General features: G+C 24.6%; 23 protein-coding genes and 1 pseudogene. 12 read left to right on the top strand and 12 right to left on the bottom strand.

Annotated elements, in window-relative coordinates:
* The first annotated feature begins 235 nt into the window (after positions 1–235).
* Genes frr through Q0J69_RS08610 form a run of 3 tightly spaced genes read left to right on the top strand, consistent with a single transcriptional unit; the run spans position 236 to position 2,416 of the window.
* Positions 236–784 carry a ribosome recycling factor gene (gene frr, locus Q0J69_RS08600; protein WP_297206269.1) on the top strand — a complete coding sequence of 183 codons (549 nt, stop codon included), beginning with the start codon at positions 236–238 and terminating at the stop codon, positions 782–784.
* The gene (locus tag Q0J69_RS08605; RefSeq protein ID WP_297206271.1) at positions 781–1,503 is read left to right on the top strand and encodes an isoprenyl transferase; all 723 of its coding nucleotides are present in this window, start codon (positions 781–783) and stop codon (positions 1,501–1,503) included. The genes frr and Q0J69_RS08605 overlap by 4 nt, the downstream gene beginning before the upstream one ends.
* A 7-nt stretch (positions 1,504–1,510) precedes the next feature.
* Positions 1,511–2,416: a phosphatidate cytidylyltransferase gene (locus Q0J69_RS08610; protein ID WP_297206273.1), complete on the top strand. Its 906-nt coding sequence runs from the start codon at positions 1,511–1,513 to the stop codon at positions 2,414–2,416.
* Positions 2,417–2,555: 139 nt separating this feature from the next.
* On the opposite strand, the gene Q0J69_RS08615 is transcribed toward Q0J69_RS08610, so the two are convergent.
* Positions 2,556–3,407 carry an HAD-IIIA family hydrolase gene (locus tag Q0J69_RS08615; RefSeq protein WP_297206275.1) on the bottom strand — a complete coding sequence of 284 codons (852 nt, stop codon included), beginning with the start codon at positions 3,405–3,407 and terminating at the stop codon, positions 2,556–2,558.
* A gap of 137 nt (positions 3,408–3,544) precedes the next feature.
* On the opposite strand from Q0J69_RS08615, the gene Q0J69_RS08620 reads away from it, so the two are divergent.
* Positions 3,545–4,714 carry a hypothetical protein gene (locus Q0J69_RS08620; RefSeq protein WP_297206278.1) on the top strand — a complete coding sequence of 390 codons (1,170 nt, stop codon included), beginning with the start codon at positions 3,545–3,547 and terminating at the stop codon, positions 4,712–4,714.
* Positions 4,715–4,785: 71 nt separating this feature from the next.
* On the top strand, positions 4,786–5,949 hold the full coding sequence (locus Q0J69_RS08625; protein ID WP_297206281.1) for a phosphopentomutase: 1,164 nt from the start codon (positions 4,786–4,788) through the stop codon (positions 5,947–5,949).
* Between the two features lie 38 nt (positions 5,950–5,987).
* Here the strand turns inward: Q0J69_RS08625 and Q0J69_RS08630 are convergent, their stop codons facing one another.
* Positions 5,988–6,530 carry a hypothetical protein gene (locus tag Q0J69_RS08630; RefSeq protein ID WP_297206284.1) on the bottom strand — a complete coding sequence of 181 codons (543 nt, stop codon included), beginning with the start codon at positions 6,528–6,530 and terminating at the stop codon, positions 5,988–5,990.
* Between the two features lie 660 nt (positions 6,531–7,190).
* Between Q0J69_RS08630 and Q0J69_RS08635 the strand changes: the two genes are divergently transcribed.
* Together Q0J69_RS08635 and Q0J69_RS08640 are read left to right on the top strand one after the other, a co-directional pair.
* Positions 7,191–7,313, top strand: a complete 123-nt coding sequence (locus Q0J69_RS08635) for a group-specific protein (RefSeq protein WP_297206286.1) — start codon at positions 7,191–7,193, stop codon at positions 7,311–7,313.
* A gap of 129 nt (positions 7,314–7,442) precedes the next feature.
* Positions 7,443–8,443, top strand: a pseudogene (locus Q0J69_RS08640) (site-specific integrase).
* Positions 8,444–8,608: 165 nt separating this feature from the next.
* Here Q0J69_RS08640 and Q0J69_RS08645 read toward each other — a convergent pair.
* From Q0J69_RS08645 to Q0J69_RS08675, 7 genes are all read right to left on the bottom strand, one after another.
* Positions 8,609–9,652, bottom strand: a complete 1,044-nt coding sequence (locus Q0J69_RS08645) for a hypothetical protein (protein WP_297206288.1) — start codon at positions 9,650–9,652, stop codon at positions 8,609–8,611.
* A 119-nt stretch (positions 9,653–9,771) separates the two neighbouring features.
* Positions 9,772–10,425: a P-loop NTPase fold protein gene (locus tag Q0J69_RS08650; protein WP_297206291.1), complete on the bottom strand. Its 654-nt coding sequence runs from the start codon at positions 10,423–10,425 to the stop codon at positions 9,772–9,774.
* Positions 10,426–10,508: 83 nt separating this feature from the next.
* Positions 10,509–11,219: a phage Gp37/Gp68 family protein gene (locus Q0J69_RS08655; protein WP_297206293.1), complete on the bottom strand. Its 711-nt coding sequence runs from the start codon at positions 11,217–11,219 to the stop codon at positions 10,509–10,511.
* Positions 11,220–11,366: 147 nt separating this feature from the next.
* Positions 11,367–11,966: a three-Cys-motif partner protein TcmP gene (tcmP, locus tag Q0J69_RS08660; RefSeq protein ID WP_366030505.1), complete on the bottom strand. Its 600-nt coding sequence runs from the start codon at positions 11,964–11,966 to the stop codon at positions 11,367–11,369.
* Complete coding sequence (tcmP, locus tag Q0J69_RS08665; protein ID WP_366030507.1) at positions 11,962–12,420, bottom strand: three-Cys-motif partner protein TcmP; 459 nt, start codon at positions 12,418–12,420, stop codon at positions 11,962–11,964. The genes tcmP (Q0J69_RS08660) and tcmP (Q0J69_RS08665) overlap by 5 nt, the downstream gene beginning before the upstream one ends.
* A 3-nt stretch (positions 12,421–12,423) precedes the next feature.
* Entirely contained in the window at positions 12,424–12,645 is a 222-nt protein-coding gene (locus Q0J69_RS08670) for a DUF6290 family protein (RefSeq protein ID WP_297206297.1), read from the bottom strand.
* 463 nt (positions 12,646–13,108) lie between these two features.
* Positions 13,109–13,297, bottom strand: coding sequence for a hypothetical protein (locus tag Q0J69_RS08675; protein WP_297206299.1), 189 nt, complete (start codon positions 13,295–13,297; stop codon positions 13,109–13,111).
* Positions 13,298–13,600: 303 nt separating this feature from the next.
* Between Q0J69_RS08675 and Q0J69_RS08680 the strand changes: the two genes are divergently transcribed.
* From Q0J69_RS08680 to Q0J69_RS14225, 5 genes are all read left to right on the top strand, one after another.
* The gene (locus Q0J69_RS08680; RefSeq protein WP_297206300.1) at positions 13,601–13,954 is read left to right on the top strand and encodes a hypothetical protein; all 354 of its coding nucleotides are present in this window, start codon (positions 13,601–13,603) and stop codon (positions 13,952–13,954) included.
* Between the two features lie 60 nt (positions 13,955–14,014).
* Positions 14,015–14,137, top strand: coding sequence for a hypothetical protein (locus tag Q0J69_RS08685; RefSeq protein WP_297206303.1), 123 nt, complete (start codon positions 14,015–14,017; stop codon positions 14,135–14,137).
* A gap of 564 nt (positions 14,138–14,701) precedes the next feature.
* Positions 14,702–15,826 carry a tyrosine-type recombinase/integrase gene (locus Q0J69_RS08690; RefSeq protein ID WP_297206305.1) on the top strand — a complete coding sequence of 375 codons (1,125 nt, stop codon included), beginning with the start codon at positions 14,702–14,704 and terminating at the stop codon, positions 15,824–15,826.
* Positions 15,827–16,373: 547 nt separating this feature from the next.
* Positions 16,374–16,565, top strand: a complete 192-nt coding sequence (locus Q0J69_RS08695; protein ID WP_297206308.1) for a hypothetical protein — start codon at positions 16,374–16,376, stop codon at positions 16,563–16,565.
* A gap of 1,020 nt (positions 16,566–17,585) precedes the next feature.
* Positions 17,586–17,897 (top strand): transposase family protein, encoded by a 312-nt coding sequence (locus tag Q0J69_RS14225; RefSeq protein ID WP_366030509.1) that lies wholly within the window; start codon positions 17,586–17,588, stop codon positions 17,895–17,897.
* Between the two features lie 455 nt (positions 17,898–18,352).
* Here Q0J69_RS14225 and Q0J69_RS08700 read toward each other — a convergent pair whose 3' ends face one another.
* From Q0J69_RS08700 to miaA, 3 genes are all read right to left on the bottom strand, one after another.
* The gene (locus Q0J69_RS08700) at positions 18,353–19,348 is read right to left on the bottom strand and encodes a hypothetical protein (protein WP_297206311.1); all 996 of its coding nucleotides are present in this window, start codon (positions 19,346–19,348) and stop codon (positions 18,353–18,355) included.
* Positions 19,349–19,413: 65 nt separating this feature from the next.
* Positions 19,414–21,186, bottom strand: coding sequence for a SpoIIE family protein phosphatase (locus Q0J69_RS08705; protein ID WP_297206313.1), 1,773 nt, complete (start codon positions 21,184–21,186; stop codon positions 19,414–19,416).
* A 298-nt stretch (positions 21,187–21,484) separates the two neighbouring features.
* The gene (gene miaA / locus Q0J69_RS08710) at positions 21,485–22,414 is read right to left on the bottom strand and encodes a tRNA (adenosine(37)-N6)-dimethylallyltransferase MiaA (protein ID WP_297206315.1); all 930 of its coding nucleotides are present in this window, start codon (positions 22,412–22,414) and stop codon (positions 21,485–21,487) included.
* Between the last annotated feature and the right edge of the window lie 5 nt (positions 22,415–22,419).

Consider the following 22,419-nt stretch of genomic DNA (forward strand, 5'->3'; position numbering starts at 1 on the left):
TCTTGTCTTGTTAACATTTTTATATCCATATAATATTTTACATTACTATAACATATATTTGAATTAATACAAGCTATATCCTGTTAATTAATTTGTACCAAAAAATTACTAATATTCAAATACAATATATGCCAGTTCGATAAATAATGAGGCAAAGAATTAACTTGACAATACTATTATATTAAATTATAATCTACCAAAGAAAATACTATTTAGAATTAAAGAGGTTTTATCTATGTCAAAAGAATCGTATAAAGATAGAATGGAAAAAGCTATTTCAAGTTTGCAAAATGATTTAAAAGGTATAAGAACAGGCAGAGCTAATGCTTCAATATTGGACGGTGTTAAAGTAGAAGCCTATGGAAGCAATATGCCGTTAAAACAGGTAGGAAACGTTTCTACTCCAGATTCAAAAACTATTATGATACAGCCGTTTGATAAAGGCTTAGTTAGCGACATAGAAAAAGCCATATTAAAAGCAGATTTAGGGTTTAATCCTTTTAATGACGGAGGGAATATTAGAATTGTTGTTCCTGAACTTACTAAAGAAAGAAGAGAAGAGTTAAAAAAAGGAGTAAGACATAGAGGTGAAGAAGCTAAAATTGCTATACGTAATATAAGAAGGGATGAAAACGATAAAATAAAAAAAGATTTAAAAGATAAAACTATCACTGAAGATGAATCTAAATCCCAAGAGAAAAAAATACAAAATGATACTGATTCTTATATTAAAAAAATTGATGAATTAATTACTTCAAAAGAAAAAGAATTAGATACTATATGATTACTGATGATGCTAGAATTCCTAAACATGTAGCTATAATCATGGATGGCAATGGAAGATGGGCTAAAGCTCATAATAAAAGCAGAAGTTATGGTCATAGGGCTGGAAGTGAAAATGTTATTAATATAGTAGAAGCATGCTGCGAAATTAATATAAAGTATTTAACTCTATATGCATTCTCTACAGAAAATTGGAAAAGACCTGAAGAAGAAAAGAAAGCTCTGTTTAAATTATTAAAAGAATTCTACAAAAAAGAAATTAAAAGACTTATTTCAAATAATATATTAGTAAAGCATATAGGCGATATCTCAGCGTTTCCAAAAGATACTATAAAAACAATAGAAGAAACAGAAAAAGAAACATTGGAAAAATGCAAAAATCCGATATTAACTGTAGTATTAGCTTTAAATTATGGCTTTAGGTATGAACTAAAAAATGCTGTAAAAAATATATGCTATGATGCCATAAATAATAAAATAAAAATAGAAAATATTGATGAAAATTTCATTAAAGATTATCTATACACAAAAGATATTCCAGACCCTGATCTTATTATTAGAACATCTGGGGAAAGCAGATTAAGCAATTTTCTTATGTATCAGGCATCGTATAGCGAATTATATTTTACAAACATATTATGGCCTGATTTCTCTAAAGATAATTTTAAAAAAGCTATAGATGAATATTCCAATAGAAACAGAAGATACGGGGGTCTATAATTTTATTATGAAAAAAAGACTAATATCTGTAGCAATTACATTGCCTTTATTTACTGTAATAATGTTTTATGATAAAGTTATATATTTATTCCATCTTCTTATATTATCTATATCCATTCTTAGTGCTTTGGAAATATTCTACATGGCAAAAGTTCACAGACAAAAAAACTTCAGAACAGTTGTTGCAACTATGATAGCAATGATTTTAGGATATGTTATCACTATATGCGGTCTTAATATATTCAAAGGTGATTTATCCGCATTATATAAGATAATAGAAACAAAGCATCCTTCAATGGATTTATCTTTAGTAATGGTTTTTGCTTTAATAGCAGTATTATTTATAATAAATATATTTAAAGTTAATGTTTCTACTTTTGAAGAAAAAGGACGTGCTATATTAACTGCTGTATTTTGTTTTATATATGTTGGTTTGGGAGTATGGCATATATCCCTTATGCGTTTCATGCCTAGCGGAAAATATTATATAGTATTTATTTTATTATGTGCTTGGCTAAGTGATACAGGAGGATATGTTGTAGGAAGAAAAATAGGAAAACATAAACTCTCCAACAGTGCTTCTCCAAATAAAAGCTATGAGGGATTAGTTGGAATGTTTATATTTACAATACCAATAGGACTTCTATATTATTATCTATATTCTAACGGATATTTAACATTATTTCTTGGGAAAAATATACCCAATTTCACTCTGCCTCAAATAATATTATTAACTTCGATATTCACAGTAACTGGATTTCTTGGCGATATGGGAGAAAGTCTTATAAAGAGAATGTATGACACTAAAGATTCCAGCAAGCTATTTCCAGGTCATGGAGGAGTATTTGATATATTTGACAGTGTAATATTAACCGCCCCTATTTCATATTATATATTTTTAATACTTCAATAGACTTGTTTCAAAATTAATATTTATTTACATACCCCACCCTTTATTCTTCATTGTGAGATTTAAAATTTTAATTTACATTATTTTTATAGCCTAATTAGAAACAGCAAACCCGCCCAAGTGTTTATTAGAATGAAAATTTTTATTTAAGTATGCTGTATATATCATTTATATTTACTATATTTTCTTTATTTTCTATTTCATAAATATCAGTTTCTATCAGCATAGTTCTAAGATACGGTATTTTTATAATATCGCTGTCCCTATCGCCTATCATAAAGGAATTAAATAAATCTATATTATATTTTTTTGATGCAAGCAAATGCATAGCAGCTTCTGGTTTTCTTAATACCGATAATATATTGTAAGGTTTTACATTTCCTTTTATATGATACGGACAATAATAAAAATCATTTATAATGGCACCGTGTTTTTTATACTCTTCGTATATATAGTGATGAACTTTATTAACATCTTCATTGCTGTAATAATTATAGGATACACCAGCCTGATTGGTTGTAACTATTGTAATATATCCTCTATCATTTGCATATTTAACTATATCTATAAACTCTCTTTTTATTTTTATTCTATCTATTGTTCCAATATAGCCTACATCTTCCATTAGTACACCATCTCTGTCAAGAAATAATGCCTTATTAATTTTTTTGTTTTCATCAGCAAAATATGAAGGTATCCCATACAATATATTTTTTTTGAATGCATTTTCTATTAAGTTATTAATATATTCTATATTTTTATTTATTTCATTATCTATATATATATTATTATTATGTATTAGAAAATTATTGCTGAACAAATATCCTGATAAAGAATTGTTTATATCATTTTTTATTATTCTATAGTTATTGTCTATTGTATATAATTTATTTTTTATTTCTGCATCTGCATCAAAATCAAGTGCTATTAGAACAGCATCATTTTCAATTTGTTTTGAGAAATTTAAAAAGCAGTTTTCTATATCTTTGTTCATAATATTGACTTCCTAAAGTGATTATTTAAGTTTAATACAAAATAAAATTTTTATCAATTAATTATTATGCATTTATTAGGAATTGATTTTTTTAGTTTCTGATATATATTATTAGCTAAATTATTTAGAGAGTTCCAATGAATAAAACAGATAAAATGAATAAATATATAAAACTATTAAAATATTTATTGATTAATGTTATATCAACTATTCCTATATGTATTTATATAATTACATTAAATAATATAGACACAAGCTATATATTTCCAATATTTTTAAATATTAATATATTTATTAGTTTTTATTTATTTTGTTTTTCAGTGATGTTTCATATAAATAATTTTGATAAGAGAGTTGTGCTTATGACTTTTTTATCATTTCTGCTTATAAGTCTTATAGCTGTTTTTTCAAATATTTCTTTTAATTATGTATATATGCCTCCTTCTAATACTCCTGATTTTCAGGTATTATTAAACCGTTTTATATTTTTTAATATTATATTTTTTGTAATTTTAATGCTTTCATATAATTCTTTTAATGCTGCAAATACTGATAAGATTGCAGATTTCTTTACAGTATTTGGAGATACTTTTTTATGGTTTTTAATAATTAATATGGCAAGCAGTACAGTATTGAGTATATTATTTTACTCTTTATTTATTGTAGGTTTTTCTGTAATGGCATTATTTTCAGCTGAAACAGAAATTGGATTTTTGATAGCAAAATTTGTTATATGTATGTTTATATTCATATACGGCTTTATTCCATTTGTATCATATATTATATATACTAAAACCAAATCAATTATATCAATATATGTTTCAAGGGCTTTATTAGTATTTAATCTATTTGCCATGTTTATAATGCTGTTTTTCATATTTATTTATGAGTCAAGTCCGTATAACAATAGAGCCGTCTATATAATATATAATATGGTTCTAGCTTTTACTGTTACAAGTTTAATGTTTACTAGAATGGATAAAAAGTCAAATATTTTTATAAAAGCAATGTATTTGATAACTCCTCTTTTTGCTGCCATATTTGCTTTATTAACAATAACAGTTTCAATATATAGAATAGCGAATTTCGGCATAACTCCGAATAAATTGGTATTGATTATTTTAAATATAATTTTTCTTATTCATTTAATTTTTATTTCTATTAATACCGTTATTTCTTTTAGAAATAGGTTGGATAATAGTACGTTAAATATTGTTATCAGCAATAAGCCTTTATTATTTATTTATGTTTATTTATTATTTTCTTTGTTTGTATGTTTTGTTATTCCTATTATCTATATTAATTAATAGATTTAATTTTTCTATTCTAAATTAGAATTGTTATTATAACTATAGTAAAAAATATTAGGATATATAAGATGAACAATAAAAAGAAAGCAGTTTTAATAGTTGCTGACAGCTGCGGAGTAGGTGCTTTGCCTGATGCGGCATTATTTGGGGATGAGGGTGTTAATACTTTAGGACATTTGGCAGAATTTAATAAAGGAATATCTCTTCCTAATATGGAGAAAATAGGATTAGGAAATATAATAGATATAGAAGGTGTTTCTAAAAATAATAATGCTATAGGTTATTATGGTAAGGCCATGGAAACATCAAAAGCTAAAGATACAACTACTGGACATTGGGAGATAGCAGGGCTTGTATCTAAAAAGCCTTTTAATACGTATCCAAATGGCTTTCCAGAAACTACGATAAAAGCTATTGAAAAAATGTCTGGAAGAAAAGTTGTATGCAATAAGCCTTATTCAGGTACAGAGGTTATAGATGATTATGCGGATGAACAATTTAAAAACGGTTCTCTTATAGTGTATACTTCTGCTGATTCTGTACTTCAAATAGCAGCACATGAGGAAATTATACCAATAGATGAGCTTTATGAAATATGCAGAAAATCCCTTGAAATATGCAATGAATTCTCTCCAGTAGCCAGAGTTATAGCACGTCCTTATATAGGTACTAAAGGGAATTATAAGAGAACAGAAAGAAGACATGATTATTCTGTTCCTCCAAGCGGTGAAACAATGCTTGATAGAATAAAAAATAAAAATCTTCCTGTTATAGGGATAGGAAAAACTAGCGATATATTTGCTGGTGTTGGTATTACAGAGAATAGACAAACTAATATAAACAATCTTGATGGTATAGAGAAAACTATAAAAGCTATTAAAGAAGTTGATGAAGGTTTAATATTTACCAACCTTGTTGATTTCGATATGCTTTACGGACATAGAAGAGATCCTATAGGATATAAAAACGCTTTGGAAGAGTTTGATAAGTATATACCAGAGATTATTGATAATTTGAATGATAATGACTTGCTTATTATAACAGCAGATCATGGATGCGATCCTACATATAAAGGGAGCGATCATACAAGGGAGTACATACCTATACTTGCATACGGGAAAAAATTAAAAAGTAATGTGGATATAGGTATAAAAGATTCATTTGTATCTATTGCCGCTTCTATAGAAAAGCATTTATTAGGCGAAACGAAATTGGATGGGTATTTTTTATAAATATATAGAATGCCGTATAATAATAAATTGTACGGCATTTACATGTTATCATTTCCTATAGAACTTAAAATTTCATTATAAAGTCTTATTAATTCATTTGCATACTTTTCTTTTACAGTAAAATTTTTAAATCCTTCTGCAGTTTCTACTCTTATGTCAGTTAAGAGAGGAAGTTTCTTTATTTCATTTTCTGCCTGTATGCTGTAGCTTCTGTCCACATAAGAAGTATCCATAAAATATATAGATGTTCCGTATATCACTTCAACATCAGTTTTTGGCATTAAAGATGTATAATATAAATTCACAAATGTGCTGTCATCAAACTTCAATACTATCTTACTGTTTTCTGCTATATTAAATGCCTCATCGCTTATATATTGGGCTTCTAAAATAATTTTATTAGTGCTGCTTATATTTTTTAATCTAAATTTCAAAGTCGCTGACCAATAATTAATTGATATATAATCAGTCTGATAAAATTTTTCTCCGTAAAAAGAATCTTCTATTAAATGAACTTTTGCAGCACATGATGACAATGATATAATTAATATAAATAGCAGTAATACTTTTTTCAATATCATATCCGTAATATATGTATTTTTTATATATTATATAACCTATTTAGTTTTTGTAAATAGAATATTAGCCTTATTTTAAAATGAAATTAATAAATATTTTAATGAATTTCAAAAGAATATGGAAAGCGGTACAAGTTTCACAATCTTTAATAATCGACATAATAAAAAATCTAGCACATGTTCTCCCAATACTAGATTTTAACAAACAGCAATTTTCAAAATTATTTAAAATAATTACAACTAAAAAGTTATGCTTGACTTTTTTTATATAAAGAACAGAGTTTATTTCATCAATTAGCATTCCTGCTAAAAAATATCAAAAATAGATGCAGTATAAATTTATTTAAATCATTCTGGCAGTTATTTTCCATAATAATTTTTATCACTGCAGAAGGAGGAATAAAAAATATAATCACGGAGGCGTTTTAATGTTAGTACGAAAATTGATTTATAAAAAATATTAGATGGTATATAATAATGGCAGAGTTAGAAAAGTTTTTAGCACTTTACGTAAAAATAGATTATCCTACATATCTGTTGGCAATACCTTTTGAAATTATGGAATTTAAACAATCTTAAGAAAAGATCAAAAAATAAATTTAATCACAGAAGCTCTTAATAAGAATAATGAAAACAATATTATGATAAATTGGAATATTCAGTATGGTATGTATTTTTATTAGCATAACATCTAGAAATGATATTGCTAAGGCGTTCTATTTACTTTGTTTCTTCTTATCAAATATTGCTGCTTTACTTTGTGATATAGTAATAAAATTAAATTAGGAGTTATAAAAGTTTATATTCTTTTTATATAGTATAGACTCGAGCATCATCAATACTTTAGTATTGATGAGCTTATATGTGAGGCTGAAAGCGTAATAATAAGTCTTTACTATATTTTAAGGTATAAACATGGTTTCTAAAAAAAATAATAAATTAATATCACAAAGCAATAATAATATAATAACTCACCAAAGGTGTGCCTACGGCAAAGAACAGGCTGCTATTTTAGTAAAATAAGCTAATTACTTAAATATACTTGACTATATGAAGGAAGAGCAGGTTATTAAACAGATAGATTATGAAACAGAGAAAGAAAACTTTTTTAAGCAATGTTCAAAAACAAAAAGCAATCACACAAAAAGACAATATAAAAACGGACTTAATAAATTAGAGGAATACTGCCCCTGCTGTGAAATGAATAATAAAAATATTTTATTTATTAAAGCGAGAGAAGCTGATGATTTTATAACAGAAGTCAATTCATAATTTAAGCATACGTGCATTAGTTTTTTCCTGTTCCTCTTTCTTTTCATTTTTAGAGAGAAGATACCCATTTATGAAAAATCCTTTTCGAGGGACAAAAACTCGTCTGCCTGTTAAAAATAAGAAACGTTTAGAAGTACAAACTAAAAAAGAAATTGAATTAATAATTAAAGATATATCAGATCCTCCTATAAAATTAGCCATAATATTTATAATGGAATGTGGTGTGCGTGTTGGTGCTTTACCTAATTTAGAAATTAGAAACAACCGCACTCCACAGGCGTACAGGGGAACGTTCGTTCAAATATTATTCTTATTCTAAAGGCAAGGAAATAAGCTGGAAAGTTACTGATAAAGTTATTAAGTTATTGGCTAAAGCCCGCAGAGCGAAACAAAATAATCTTTCTTTCAATTGTACTTTTAAAAATAAAAGTTCTGAAGTGATAAGAGATATTTTTTATAGGAGTTCAAAGCGTTTATATGAACAAGGCAAAATAAAAGCTGCTTACTCTATACATGATATAAGGCATTATTTTGCTGTTACTTTATACAAACAAACTAAAGACATAGAACTTGTTAGGCAGGCATTAAATCATAGCAGTATAGCTATAACAGGAATATACTTAAAAAGTTTGGAGGTAGAATAATGAAAAAAAGATTAATAGTTTGCAGATTCACATATAAAGAATATAAGCTATTAAAAAGATTAGCTAAAGAAAATAATATGAGTGTACGTAAGTATATAAAAAACTTATTTTAGATTATATCAATTAGATACAGTGTTGCGATAATTACTGTTATCGCAATATTTATTATGAATATATCCTGCAAAGTATTTCTTTCAAATAATCTATACTTTTGTTGGTATTATAATCATAATCTTCTAATGTTATTTGATTAATAAAATCATTGATAAGATCATATTTAGATTTTTCTAATTTTATATTTTTATTATTCAATATAGAGGCAATAAAATAAATATTAAATGGAGAAATTTCTAATTTATTTAAAAAATTATCATCAATAATTTCACTTATATTTATATTTTTATAATACATATCGTATTGCATATTAAATAATAAAGATTTATTTTTATTTTTTAATTCTATAAGTATTTCATCTAAAATTTTATTTTTTGTATTTATATATGCTTTTTTTAATGCTTCTTCATAAAATTTATTATTAAATTTTTCATTATAGATACTATAATATGTATTATTTTTTAGATCTAAATACATATTATATTTGCTTATTATTTCATCTGATTCTAAATTTGAAAAATCATATTTCTCTAATTCCATTAATTCATCAAGTAAGCTTTTAATTTTTTCTTTTTCATCTTTATATAAATTATCATCATATTTCTCAATATAGTTTTCATAAGTCATTTTTATATTTTTTATTATGTTATCATTACATATAGAACTATTATTTCCATTGATTTTATAATCGTTAATAATGTCAGATATTTTTTCCAAACATTCTTTTATTTCTTCATTATTGTATAATTGTTCATTTTCTAATTTACTTAAAAATATATAAGATTCATTAAATTTTAAATTTTCTTTAGTAGTTTCAGTATAAAAATTATCTAATTTTTTTATATTATATTCTTCTAAATAAAATGATATTATATAATTTCTTATATCATTAATTATATTTGTTATACTTATAGTATCACTATACATTAAACTATGAAATATGTTATCAATATAGTTGTTGAAGTAATCATAATCTTTATTATTTTCTATATCTAAATTAAATGTTTTTATTTCATATTTTTTTATACATTTTATTAAATTATTTTTTTTACCACTATTAATTTCAATTAAAATGAATAGCAATAATACACACATTTGTTTTTCTACTAATTCATTAATAATAATATCACTTAATTTATTTGATAGTTCTAAATATTGCAAAAATGTTCTTATATTTAGATGTTTACTATTAATAAACAAATTAATTAGTTCATTTATATGAGCTTTATCTTCAATAAATTTATATTTTTTTCAGTAATAATATTATTTATTATAGTAGTAAAGTTTGTGGTTATATCTATAGTTTTTTCTTTTATAATATTATAATTATTGACATTATTATTATTGTTGTTATTAATTATTTCTTCATTTGAAATGAATATAACTTTTACACCTTTAGAAATAAATTGGGTATGTATTCTATGTAATAAATCTTCTATACTAGTGGAATTTGATAATCTTTCTAAATCATCTATTACAAGTAAAGTATTTTTTAAATTATTATTTTTATTTAATATATTATTTTGTATTTTTATAAATTTCTTTTTTAATATATTCTTAGATTTATTTATATATGGTAATAAATCAATAATATCTGAAATAGAATCTGATTCTGTGTTAAGTATAAATTTTTTTATTTTATTTTTATTATTAATTAATAAAAATAATTCTATGTTTATTTTTTTTATAAACTCTTCTATACTATTGATACCTGAAACTGATTTATATAAATATTGTTCATTATTCATTAAATAATTTTTTATAAAGAAAGTTTTTCCAACACCCCATTGACCTCTAACCATAATTGCATAATCTGTATTTTCTTCTTTCAAATAGTTATCTATAATTTCTTTTTCTCTTTCGTACATAAAAAATCCTTAAAAATATAATATATTGCCATAATTTAAATTAATTCAATATATAATATTTAAAATAAAATTGAATTAATATTTCATAAAGCGTAATGTGGTATAGCATTCCAAGTTCTGCCTTGTAATATTCTACCATTTTTCTTTTTATTAACTCCACCCCATTGTTTAAAAAAGAATGCTGTTTTAGATTTTTTACATGCTTCTTTTATATTTAGTATCCAATTTTCTTCAATTGGTCTAGCATTAGGACCTGATTCTCCTCCAACTATTGCCCAATCTATTCCTGTTAAATCTATATTATTTATATTTTCTAATAATGGTTCAAAAGATATGAATTTAACATGAGATTTTACTTTTAATAAATCATTCATTCTATATAATACTCTATTATTTTCTATTGTAACACCTAACCATATATTCTTTGTTAAAGTTACTTGTTCTATAATTTTTAGCATATTTTCTGAACGTTTAGTTAAAACTTGAAAAGTATGCTGAGGACATCTATTCATAGTATTAAATATTCTTTTTATAAAATCTATTGGTATATCTTCATGAAATAGATCACTCATAGAATTAACAAATATCATTTTTGGTTTTTTAATTTTTTGAGGTTCATTTATCATGTGTTCATGTATAGTAACCTCAAATTTATTTTTATAATTTTCTACCCCCATATTATAAAGTCTATTAGCCATTTTTTCAGCATAGCAATTTAAACAGCCTTCACTTATTTTTGTGCATCCTGTAACAGGATTCCATGTATCTTCTGTCCATTCTATTTTTGTACTCATTTATTATAAAACCTCTATTTTATATTCATTAACTTTATGTATATTTGTATGTGATCGATCTATTTTAGAACTATTAATTGGAATAAGTTTTATTTTTTTATCTTTTTCCATATTTTTTATAACCTCGCTAAATAAATATGGTTTGCATCAATTTTGGATAGTATATTTAAAACCTTCCTTATTAGTTTTGATCTCTCCATTTAATACTAATTTCCAAATATTTTGGGCTATTTTATTTTCTTTATTCTTTGATCTTATTCCAAAAAAAGTAGAATCTTTATTTATATTATGATTTGATTCACCAGAAAACTTATCATATTTCCAGCAAACGTCTAAAAATTTTTCCATTCCTAAACTATGTGAAGATCCAAAAATTAATCCATAATAATTAGCTCCTCTTTTTATAGAAAATCCATGAATATAATATTCCATATCTTTAGGTATTAAATTTTTGTAGTATTCTAGTACAATTAAATGGCTTTTATCATAATCATCTTCTACAATTTTTATGTTATTAATATCTATATATTGTTTTATTTCAGGAATATCACTAAATCTGGTAACTATAGAAGATGATATAAAAAATATAAAATCTGTTTTTGGACTATTAATTAATGTTTTAAATACTTTCTCATTTATATGTTTAATACCATATTGATCTAAAAATAAAAATTTTGCTTTTTTATTATCATTAAGTATGTTATCCATTCTATTAGTAAAAAATATTTTTTCAAAATCATTATTAATTTTTTTTTATATTAAAAAAACATCCTTTATCAAAATATTCTTTATTGCAATGATGGTTTCTACAATTAGTAATAAAATCGTCTATATTACCTTCCAATTCATCAAATTTATTTTTTGATTTTTCATTAAAAATAAAAGATATAGATTTATTATTAGCTTTTCTATATATCTTTTCACAAAATTTTTTAGCTTCATTTAGTAATATTAGAGGTGATCCATATTCTCCATCCGAATCTGTACCACTTCCAGCAAAAAAATCAAAAATATATAAATTATCTACACTTTGTGTCATTAAAAAAACAGGAAACCAATCATCAAAGAAATCAGATAATATATCTAATTTTAATTTTGTACTTTCAGCAAAAGGATGTTTATTTATATCTTTAGCTATTATATATCCCTTTTTATTATGTATGTTACGATAACCTTTATTATCGCAACACCTATAATTAATAAATTATATATTTAATTCTTTTAATACAGCCTCTCTAATGTACTGAGATACACTAACATTATTCTGCTCTGCTTTTTCTTTTATTAGGAGCTGTTCTTTTTCACTAACACGCATATATAATTTAATGTCAAGCCTATCTTCTGTTATTCTTTTTCTGCCTGAACCTTCACGAGCTCCGCCTGTATTTGCTCTAGCACCACCCCAGCTATTTTTTTTATTATCCATTATTATGACCTCTTTTTAATAAAAGAACTAATACTACTATATTAAGTGATAATGATACTACAGATAATATTGCATTTACAGTTGTTAACATCTTGACAACTCCTTCATAATGTATATAATATTAACTATGGAAGTCAGGAGCCAAGTCGGGCAACTTAGCTCCATTTCGTAACTAATAAAAATTATTTTTTAATTTTTATTAGCTTAACCACAATTACGATAAGTGTGAGGATATTAATAATTGTAGCTATGAAAGTTAAGACTTCCATAATTACTTCCTTCATTTCTTTAGGATTAATTATATTATACTTGATGATTTTGTCAATACTTTTTATACAAAAAATAAGTAATATTTAATTAAAGATTTAATATAGATTAATTTATTTTTTAAAATAGAAATAGTTGCGATAACACAAATTATCGCAACACTAATTCTACTGCCGCAAAGGCTCACGCAGTGGCTTTACTTATTCATATATTCTTTATGTATCATAGCTATATACTGACTAGCTGATAAATTAAGTTCGGCAGCCTTTTCTACTATACTTTCCCATATATCATCATGCATAGTTATATTATGTCTATTCATTTTACCTTTTTCTTTATCTCGAAAAGGTCTGCCAATATTATCTTTTTTTATTTCTTTTTCCATAGTATTAAAACCCTTATTAAATTAAATATGCTTATGCATAAAGCAGTTATGGGTATTATCCAAGTAATAGTACCTAACATACTTGACTCCTTTATATATATATTTTATAATATCCAAAGGAAGCGGGTCGTGAACCCACTCACCTTTGGTTGTATTAAGAATTATTTACCAGCATTCTTAATACTGATAACGGCTAGTATAACAGCTGTCAACAAGTTTATAATAGCCGTTGTTAGATTAACTATGTCATCATGATAAATTTAACAAGTTTAATAATATTGTTAGGAATTAATAACTCTAATTTTGGGATTGCCAATTCTTGATAATAAACTAAAAGACTGCAGTAATTTATCTCTAGTAAAAAATACAGATCATTCTTACAGCTTAAAAGGAAATATAGAAATATATGAAGATGCAAATACAAGTTCTAAAATGTTTATAAAAACAGCAAAAGAGATAGAATCAGATATTAAAAATATTGTATCTGTTATAATGACAGCTAATTTTATCATTATGATTTTAGTATTTGAAAATTATTTATATCTTAATATGCGAAAAAGTTCTGAAACTACTGTAACTAATGAACATTTTGATAATATTAAATTGATAGACAGCAAAATAGTATTAATAATCAATAAGATGTCCCCACTAAAGTAAGCGAAGATTTTGGAATAATATATGAAGATGAAAAATATAAAATAAAAGGGCAATTAATTTTTGCAAGCGAAGAAAGTAATTTTAGTTTTTATACAAAATAATGGTTTCATGTGCGGTTTAGAGTTTAGAGGAACTGATGGAACTACATATAACATAGATTGGATATTGCCTAAACAAATATAAATTAAGTAGTAAATAGGCGTTATGGTGTTTTTTACTTTTATTGGAATAGTAAAATACTATAACAAGTTTATGAATGAGGCTACCGCTCGCCTTCTGCGAAGGAAAGGTTAAAAGCTCTTATTAAAGAGAAAACATCAATATATTATTTTATTAAATTAGCTTACAGCTGTGTGATGTTTTTTATAGCCATTATATCCTAATTTATATTTTTTCTTAATAACACCAAAAGGCTGGAACTAAAAAAGTTTCAGCCTATCCTTTTTTTATATATTGCATTTTTTATTCCTAATAAATATATAAAAGGTGTAACTAATAGTTACACCATATAGATAGAATATTTAAATATAGATGCAAGTTACAGTTTATTAGTTTATAATAAAAAATATTATTTTTCAATAAAAATTAATATTATAATTTTTTATATAAAAATATTTAATCTTAATTTATTTAAGACGATAATAATATATATCCAAAACAGCTCTGTTTTTATTATAAAGAAACGTAACCAAACTTTTTCGCCAAAGGCGGGCAAATGCCTAATAAAAAAAAATGGAGCTGTTTCTTATGAAAACAATAGAATATCTAAAATTATATGACAACAATAATTCTAATTTAATTATTCAATATCTTGAATATATAAAACTCTATAAATCAAAAGCGACTATACAGACTTATGCTCATTCCTTAAAAAACTTCTATGATTTTTTATATTTTTATTACAATAATGGACAGTCTGATAATATACAATTATACAATACTACTGCTATGTATAATAAAGCAGATAGAAAGTTCATTGAAGATTATATAGTTTATCAAGATGATAAAAAATTAAGTGCTGATGTTATTCACTGCAGAATTATGGCTGTTAAAAATTATTTTAAGTATTTGCTTAAATTAAAGAAGATAAGCACGGAAACTTTTTTTGACATTTTTGATGAGCTTAAAACTCCAAAGATAATTGTAAAAAATCAGCTGTTAATTAAAGCAGATAAAACTTTATCTATTACAAAAGCTATAGCTGAAAATAAAAATAGAAGTTTTACAGATGATAGAAATATATTTATACTTTTGCTGATGTCTAATACAGGCATACGCAGAAAAGAGCTTGCCTGCATAGACATACAAAATATAAACCTTTCTAATAATACCATAACTATTTATAAAACAAAAGGGGATAAACCTAGAATTATTTCATTTTCTGATCATATTAAAAATAAATTAATTGAATATTTAAAATTAAGAAAAGAAATACTGCAACAGAAAAATAAACAGCATAGCATGCTATTTATAAAATCAAATGGAGATATTTTTAAAACAAAAACTCTAACTGATATAATGGCAAGCATTTCAAAAAAGACAAATATAAAAGTTACTTGTCATTCATTAAGAAGAGGTTTTGCAACTGACATGGCAGAAAATGGAACTGATGTTTATGTTATATCAAAAATGCTTGGCCATCAAAATATTAATACAACCGTATCAAGATATATTTATGTTTTGGCTGGAATGATAAAAGAAGCTATGGAAAATCACCCTTTTGCTAAGTTTGAATATAGTACGAAAAAAGACTTTTATAATTCTAAAAACGATGAAGTCATTGCAATAAAAAATATGTTTGAAGATTTAACTAACAAGATGAATGACATTATAAATAATCTGCCGAGAGAAATGGATATTAAAAAGGCTTAAAAAAAACTGCATATATATAGGTTAAACCATCAAAATGAAGTATGATGACACCCTTACTTTAAGTATGATGACACCCTTACTTTAAGTATAGCGACACCCTTACTTTAAGTATAGCGACACCCTTAGATGTTGTATGAGTTTAAAGATATATTAAAGACATGTTAAAGATTAACCTAATGATTATTTAAAGACTTTAAACTAACTAACTGACTTATGCAGATTTTATTTTTTGAATAATGGCTGAAATAAAAAAAATATTTTAATGCTGTTGCGATAATATAATGTAAATCACAGCTTGAAGTATTTATTACAATGCCTTTATTTGAAGCGTAGAGCCTCATTTTTAGGGACTTTTTTATCTAGGTATACATTTATATATACTTTACTAAAAATCACTCTTTAAAGCAGTATTTTAAATTTTTAAAAAAAATGTTTTTTTGTTGACTTTAAAATTATTTTGTGTATATTAGTTAATGCAAACCAAATTATAAAATGCATCAAAAAACAAAAGCCTGAGAAACTTTTGTAAGCATTAAAGGAAAAAAATATGAAAGCTGATAGAGGTATAATACTATCTTCTAAGGAGCTTTATGCTCTAAAGAAAAATAACAGTAATTGTTCTTTAATTTTAATAAGTTTGAAATGCGGTACAAGTGTGAACAACTATCACTCAAATAGTTTTTTTCCTGCTTGTATTTTGGTTTGCAATAAAAATAAAGCCTTGTACCGCTTTCTATAAATCTAAAAAAATCATTAAAAATTTATTAAATTAGTTTTGAAGAATATTATAATTTGATATATAGTTGTTTATACATAAAAATGTACAAAAACTCACAATCATAAATACAATTCAAATAACTAAATATTGATAACATAGTATAAATCTTTTATTTTTAAAGATAAAAATGAATAATGAGGAATTAACTAAATGGTTTGAAAATGATAAAAATAATAATGAATTATTAAAACTATACAAATTAAAATGGAACATTGTAGAAAAATATTTAATATTGCTAATTAAAATTCTCTTGTTCTATTGTTCCCTTCCATACCTTCAAATTATTATAAAACGAAAAAGAGAAGGCCTAAATTATCTGTAATTAAATAGATTGAAAATTAACTATAAACAAAAATAAAGATTTATACTTTTATAGTTCTAAAAATTCATTTATAATTATGTATGCTACAGAAATACAAAAATAAATAAAAAAGTATTATTCAGGTAAATAGAAATGCCATACTATTAAATTTCGAGTTACGATTGATGCATTAAATAAAAAATACTTAATTTTTGCTTTGCAAAATTAAGTGATCATGATTTTTCTATCTAGAATTAATAAATAAAAATAGTATTTTAATAGTTGATAAAGTTTATACTGTAATACAAAAATATCATCATAAAGTTTTAATTCAAAAACTAAACAGCAAGAAAAAAGCATTAATGATAGATGAATTTATTAATGAAGCAGTTTATTAATAAAATCAGAGTTAAAATAGAACATGTATTTTCTGTACTTAAAAGATTTAAGATATTATTTACAAAATATAATAATCATTTAAAAAGACTATATTTTAAGATTTTAAATATTGACTTTTGTTTACAACTACATAGAGGTAAAGAACTATAAAAAATTATTATTAATGTTACGGAAATAAGTATAGAAATACCTAAATATGTATAAAATATATATTATTCATGTAAAAATAAGTTTCATGCTATCAAAATTCAAACAGCAATTAATACTGACAGCAAAAAATTATCAATTTTGTTTTAGATAAAGGTAGTGAACATGATTTTAGTATATATAAAAATACAGCAGAATGTTTTGATGTAAAAAGTAAAATATTTGTTGATAAATGTTATTATGTTATACATAAATTTCATAATAAAGTTTTAATACCAAAGAAAAACAAAAAGAAAATACAATTAAATAGTGGTAAAGTAAAACAAAATCGAGAAATTAATAAAGCTAGAATTAGAATAGAACATGCTTTTGGTATTTTAAAGATATATAAAATGCTTTCTACTCGCTACCAAAACCATTTCAAAAATTTAATACTAGATTTTTAATATTAGTTTCAATATATAATTATTAGCTAAAAAATTACTTTTGAAACAAGCCTATGAATTTAATGAGATACCAAAATAACATTTTCATTTATTCATTGAAAAATAATCATATATAATTAAAAAGGAATATATCAGAAAATTTTTTTTATCATTTATATAATTAAAAAATATAATATACTTGTTTCAAAGGTGCTTGATAAACAATTTTTATGAGTTTGTTATTTTATGATATTAATTATTATACAAATTATAAAAATGCATTTTTTTGGTTCTTTTATAGAAGCCCAAAATTATATATTCAGTAAAATAAATCAGGCTGCCAATATAAAATTAGGACTCCCCAGTATCATAAATAAAATTATTTTGGCAACAAGTCTACTGAAAAACTTTATAAAATAAAAAGGCTTTACCAACAAATAATTGATAAAGCCCCACAATCTCAAAATAAATAAAAATTAATTAGACTGCTTTTTAAACACTCCGCTAAGTCCATAACTTCCATTGTTTTCAACTAAAACTAAAGCATCAGAACTTATAGGAGTTATATCTATCATATATGTACCATCAGAACCGTAAACCTCTCCATACTGCATAGAATTGTCAAATATTTCGCAATAAGGTTCAGCATACTGATTTTCTGATAATACCATTTTACTAACATCTGTACTTTGAATATTAGTTACAGTTTGTCCGTTTTCATCTGTTGTTATGTTAACAGCATAGAAATAGAATGTTCCATCATCATTTTTCTTTAATTCAATAGAAGCATTATAACCATTTGTATATATATTATCAAAATTATAATTATTAATATCCCCTACTTCTTCAAGTTTATAGTCTGAAGCTGATATTAATATACCTCTTGATATTCTATTGTACTCATCAAAAGTTACATCAGCTTTATTCTCATAAGGGAAATTATCAAAATTAGGATTTTCTTTTACTTCTCTGTAATAGTAATTAGAATAATAATTTTCTTTTTCCCATTTACTCATTATAGTTTCATTAGGGTCGCCTTCATAACCTACATAATTATCTTCATAAAGAATTCCATTTATTACTGAAAATCCTTGATAATTTGTAGCTATATTGCTTGGTCCTTCTTTGTATCTATCTTGTATATTATAAGTTTCATAATAATAAGCATTAGTTCCGTCTTTTGAAGATTCAAAGATATAATTTTTATCTTCCCTATAATCTCCGTGCTCAAATACATATTCTATATCTCCGTTATCTTTGAAAGTATATTGAGCATTTCCGCCTATTAATATTTTATTTTTTACTTTTTCTAAAAATGCTGTATCTGCTTGTGATAATATTTTTTCTGCTGGTATAGTTTCATTTGACTCTGCTGTTTCATTTGTATTAACATTTGCTTGAGTATCTGTTTTATTACCGCATTGAATTATAATTAAAGACATAATTGTAATTAATAAAAATATTTTTTTCATATCAGTCTCCATAACAAATATAATATAATATAATATAATATAATCACAAATATATCAATAGAATATTATAATAATCTAGCCACTAAAAGAGTAACATCATCGAACTGAGGCATTTTACCTCTGAAAGATACAGTTTCTTCTACTATATCATTTACAAGCTCTTTTGAGTTATCATAATCATTTTTCAAAATAGCTTTTAATCTGTCCTCTCCGTATTCTTCTTCATCTTTATTAAATGTTTCTGTTATACCATCAGTAAATAATACTATAGTGTCAGAAGAAGAATAAGAAAGCTGTTTATTTTGATATGATGCATCCTCAATAAAACCTAAAGGCTTGCCATGAGTATGCATTTCATGTATAGAATCTAAAGAACTAATATCATATTTCTTAATTAAATATTGAGGCAAATGTCCTGCATTTGAATAAGTAATAGTTTTATTTTCTGTATCAATCACAATCAAGAAACATGTAACAAACATGCCATTATTTGAATCTTTATATATATGCTTATTTGCAGCTTCTAATATTTTTGAAGGATCGTCCATTTCAGAAAAATACACTCTGAGTATTGAACGAGTCATAGTCATAAAGAAACCTGCCCCTAACCCTTTACCAGATACATCAGCAATCACAAGTCCGTACTTTGTATCACTAATCTTGACATAATCATAGAAATCTCCGCCGACATTTTTACTTGGTATACTTACTGCCGCAATATCAAATAAACCATCATTAGGAAACTCTTTAGGAAGTACGCTCTTTTGAAGCTGTTCTGTGAAGTTAATTTCCTCTGTCAAAGATTCTTTTATTTTGGACTCCTCAGATAATAGAATATGCATATAATTTTCACCTATCTGCTGAGCCAACATCTCTAAAAGTGATAAATTACTTAAATTAAATGCCTTATTAATATTTCTCTCCGTAGCAGAAAGAAAACCTATTATCTCATCTTTTGCTATTATAGGAGCTACCATAAAACTATTTCTAGTATATCTTAAATTTTTATTAGGTCTGAATCTAATATCTTTATCTACATTAAAGGAATAAACAGGTTTTCCAGTACGCAGAACTTCAGAAAGTACATTATCATCAACAGTTACAACTCCGTATTTAAGAACATCCTCATCAATACCAATACCAGCCTTAAACTTGAATACTCCGTTTTCTTTTAAAATTACAGATACTCTATGTGCCTCAAATGCCTCGCAGACTATACTAATATTATCATTAAGTATCTCTTCTATAGTTTCGCATTTATTTATAGATATAGACATCTGATATAAAGCACCAACCTCATAAGCTCTAGATTGGGCTCTGTCATATACCATTTTATTAACTAAAGCTAAAGATACAATATTTGCAAATAATGACATTACAACCGTATCCTGCTCTATAAACTTTCCATTTTTTTTATTTATCAAAAATAATGAACCTATATTTCTTTTTCTTACTTTTAGAGGTACAAATAATATATTTTTTAATTCATCTCCTAAAATCTCTTTCATAGGTATGAAAGCCGAATCTTCCTGAGGATCATTGGAATATAATGAACAGGATGTTGTATAAGCTCTTACTGCTAATGGTTTTTCATTATCTATAATATGTCCGAAAAATTTACTGCCTAAAGGTCCTATAGACATTTCATAAGTTAAATTAAATAATTCCTGATCAACTAAGTAAAGCAAAATAGAATCTGTATACATTATTCTTTTTATTTCAGATACAATGGCTACCAAAGTTTCATCATGATCATTACTGGCATTCATTCTCTTTATAATGGAAGAAAAAACTTCAAGCTGCTTTTCTGGATTATCAACTATATCATAAATATCCACTTAATACCTCTAATGTTTTAATAAGCATCCTATTTAATTATATCATAGTGCATTTTTATAGTCAACATATATTTTTTACATATAATATATATTAGCTCTTTTTTACAGTTATAAAAATATATAAATACAGTAATAAAAATGTTTTAGAATTAATCTTTTATTTTATATAAACTCTTATTTTATTGGTATAAATAATACATACAAATAGAAAAACATTACTTACATATATAAATACAAGACTATACTTTATAATATCAAATAGTATATATTACAAACATAATATAAATATGCTTAAAAATCAAATGCCGTAAAACAATTTTATATCATCTGCAGTAATATCAATATCATTAACGGTAATTTTTCTATGCTCTTCTCGCCTGAACCACGTAAGCTGCCTTTTAGCAAAATTTCTAGTGCGTTTTTTTATAAGCTCAATGGTTTCATCTAAACTCATTGAATTATTAATAATATAGTCATAGCATTCTTTATAACCTATAGCCTGCATTGATGTATTAGAATTATTAACCCCCATATTAATAATTCTTTTAACCTCATCAAGCAAGCCTTTATCAAACATTAAATCAACTCTTTTATTAATATTCTCATAAAGAACTTCTCTGTCTATATCAATAATATAGCTTAAATATTCTAAATCGATAACTGGTTTTCTAGTTTTCCTAAGTTCAGAAAATTTTTTGCCTGTATTGTAGTACACTTCTAAAGCCCTTACAACACGCCTGCTGTTAAATCTGTCTATACTTTCTGCAGCATCCTTATCTATATTTAAAAGTTCTAAATACAAACTCTCAAGTCCGTATTTATCTATTCTCTCATAAAGCTCTTTTCTAATATTTTGAGAACTTTCCTGATTATCATTCATCTCTTCAAATATACCATATTTAATAGCATCAATATAAAATCCAGTACCGCCTACTCCGAATATTACTTTATTATCGTTTATATTGGATATTACATCTTTGAATATATCTAAATAATCTTTTATATTAAAATTTACAGTAGGCTCAAGTATATTAACCATTCTATAATTATATTTGTTAATTTCATCTATAGAAGGCTTAGCAGAACCTATATCCATATATTTATAAACTTGTATTGAGTCTATAGAAATTATATAAGCATTATTATTGAAATATTTATCTATTAAATTATGTACAAAACCGCTTTTACCAGAAGCAGTAGCTCCAGATATAAATACAATTTTTTTCACTTTAT

This window comes from uncultured Brachyspira sp., assembly GCF_944388875.1.
Taxonomy (GTDB): domain Bacteria; phylum Spirochaetota; class Brachyspiria; order Brachyspirales; family Brachyspiraceae; genus Brachyspira.

What these genes read in the sequence shown, in the direction of transcription:
- Q0J69_RS08630 (WP_297206284.1), bottom strand. Translation starts at nt 6,530, where the DNA reads ATGATATTGAAAAAAGTATTACTGCTATTTATATTAATTATATCATTG.
- Q0J69_RS08650 (WP_297206291.1), bottom strand. Translation starts at nt 10,425, where the DNA reads ATGTACGAAAGAGAAAAAGAAATTATAGATAACTATTTGAAAGAAGAA.
- Q0J69_RS08635 (WP_297206286.1), top strand. Translation starts at nt 7,191, where the DNA reads ATGGTATGTATTTTTATTAGCATAACATCTAGAAATGATATTGCTAAG.
- frr (WP_297206269.1), top strand. Translation starts at nt 236, where the DNA reads ATGTCAAAAGAATCGTATAAAGATAGAATGGAAAAAGCTATTTCAAGT.
- Q0J69_RS08610 (WP_297206273.1), top strand. Translation starts at nt 1,511, where the DNA reads ATGAAAAAAAGACTAATATCTGTAGCAATTACATTGCCTTTATTTACT.
- Q0J69_RS08655 (WP_297206293.1), bottom strand. Translation starts at nt 11,219, where the DNA reads ATGAGTACAAAAATAGAATGGACAGAAGATACATGGAATCCTGTTACA.
- Q0J69_RS08620 (WP_297206278.1), top strand. Translation starts at nt 3,545, where the DNA reads ATGAATAAAACAGATAAAATGAATAAATATATAAAACTATTAAAATAT.
- Q0J69_RS08615 (WP_297206275.1), bottom strand. Translation starts at nt 3,407, where the DNA reads ATGAACAAAGATATAGAAAACTGCTTTTTAAATTTCTCAAAACAAATT.
- Q0J69_RS08675 (WP_297206299.1), bottom strand. Translation starts at nt 13,297, where the DNA reads ATGGAAAAAGAAATAAAAAAAGATAATATTGGCAGACCTTTTCGAGAT.
- Q0J69_RS08690 (WP_297206305.1), top strand. Translation starts at nt 14,702, where the DNA reads ATGAAAACAATAGAATATCTAAAATTATATGACAACAATAATTCTAAT.
- Q0J69_RS08695 (WP_297206308.1), top strand. Translation starts at nt 16,374, where the DNA reads ATGAAAGCTGATAGAGGTATAATACTATCTTCTAAGGAGCTTTATGCT.
- Q0J69_RS08645 (WP_297206288.1), bottom strand. Translation starts at nt 9,652, where the DNA reads ATGTGTGTATTATTGCTATTCATTTTAATTGAAATTAATAGTGGTAAA.
- Q0J69_RS08625 (WP_297206281.1), top strand. Translation starts at nt 4,786, where the DNA reads ATGAACAATAAAAAGAAAGCAGTTTTAATAGTTGCTGACAGCTGCGGA.
- Q0J69_RS08670 (WP_297206297.1), bottom strand. Translation starts at nt 12,645, where the DNA reads ATGGATAATAAAAAAAATAGCTGGGGTGGTGCTAGAGCAAATACAGGC.
- Q0J69_RS08605 (WP_297206271.1), top strand. Translation starts at nt 781, where the DNA reads ATGATTACTGATGATGCTAGAATTCCTAAACATGTAGCTATAATCATG.
- Q0J69_RS08700 (WP_297206311.1), bottom strand. Translation starts at nt 19,348, where the DNA reads ATGAAAAAAATATTTTTATTAATTACAATTATGTCTTTAATTATAATT.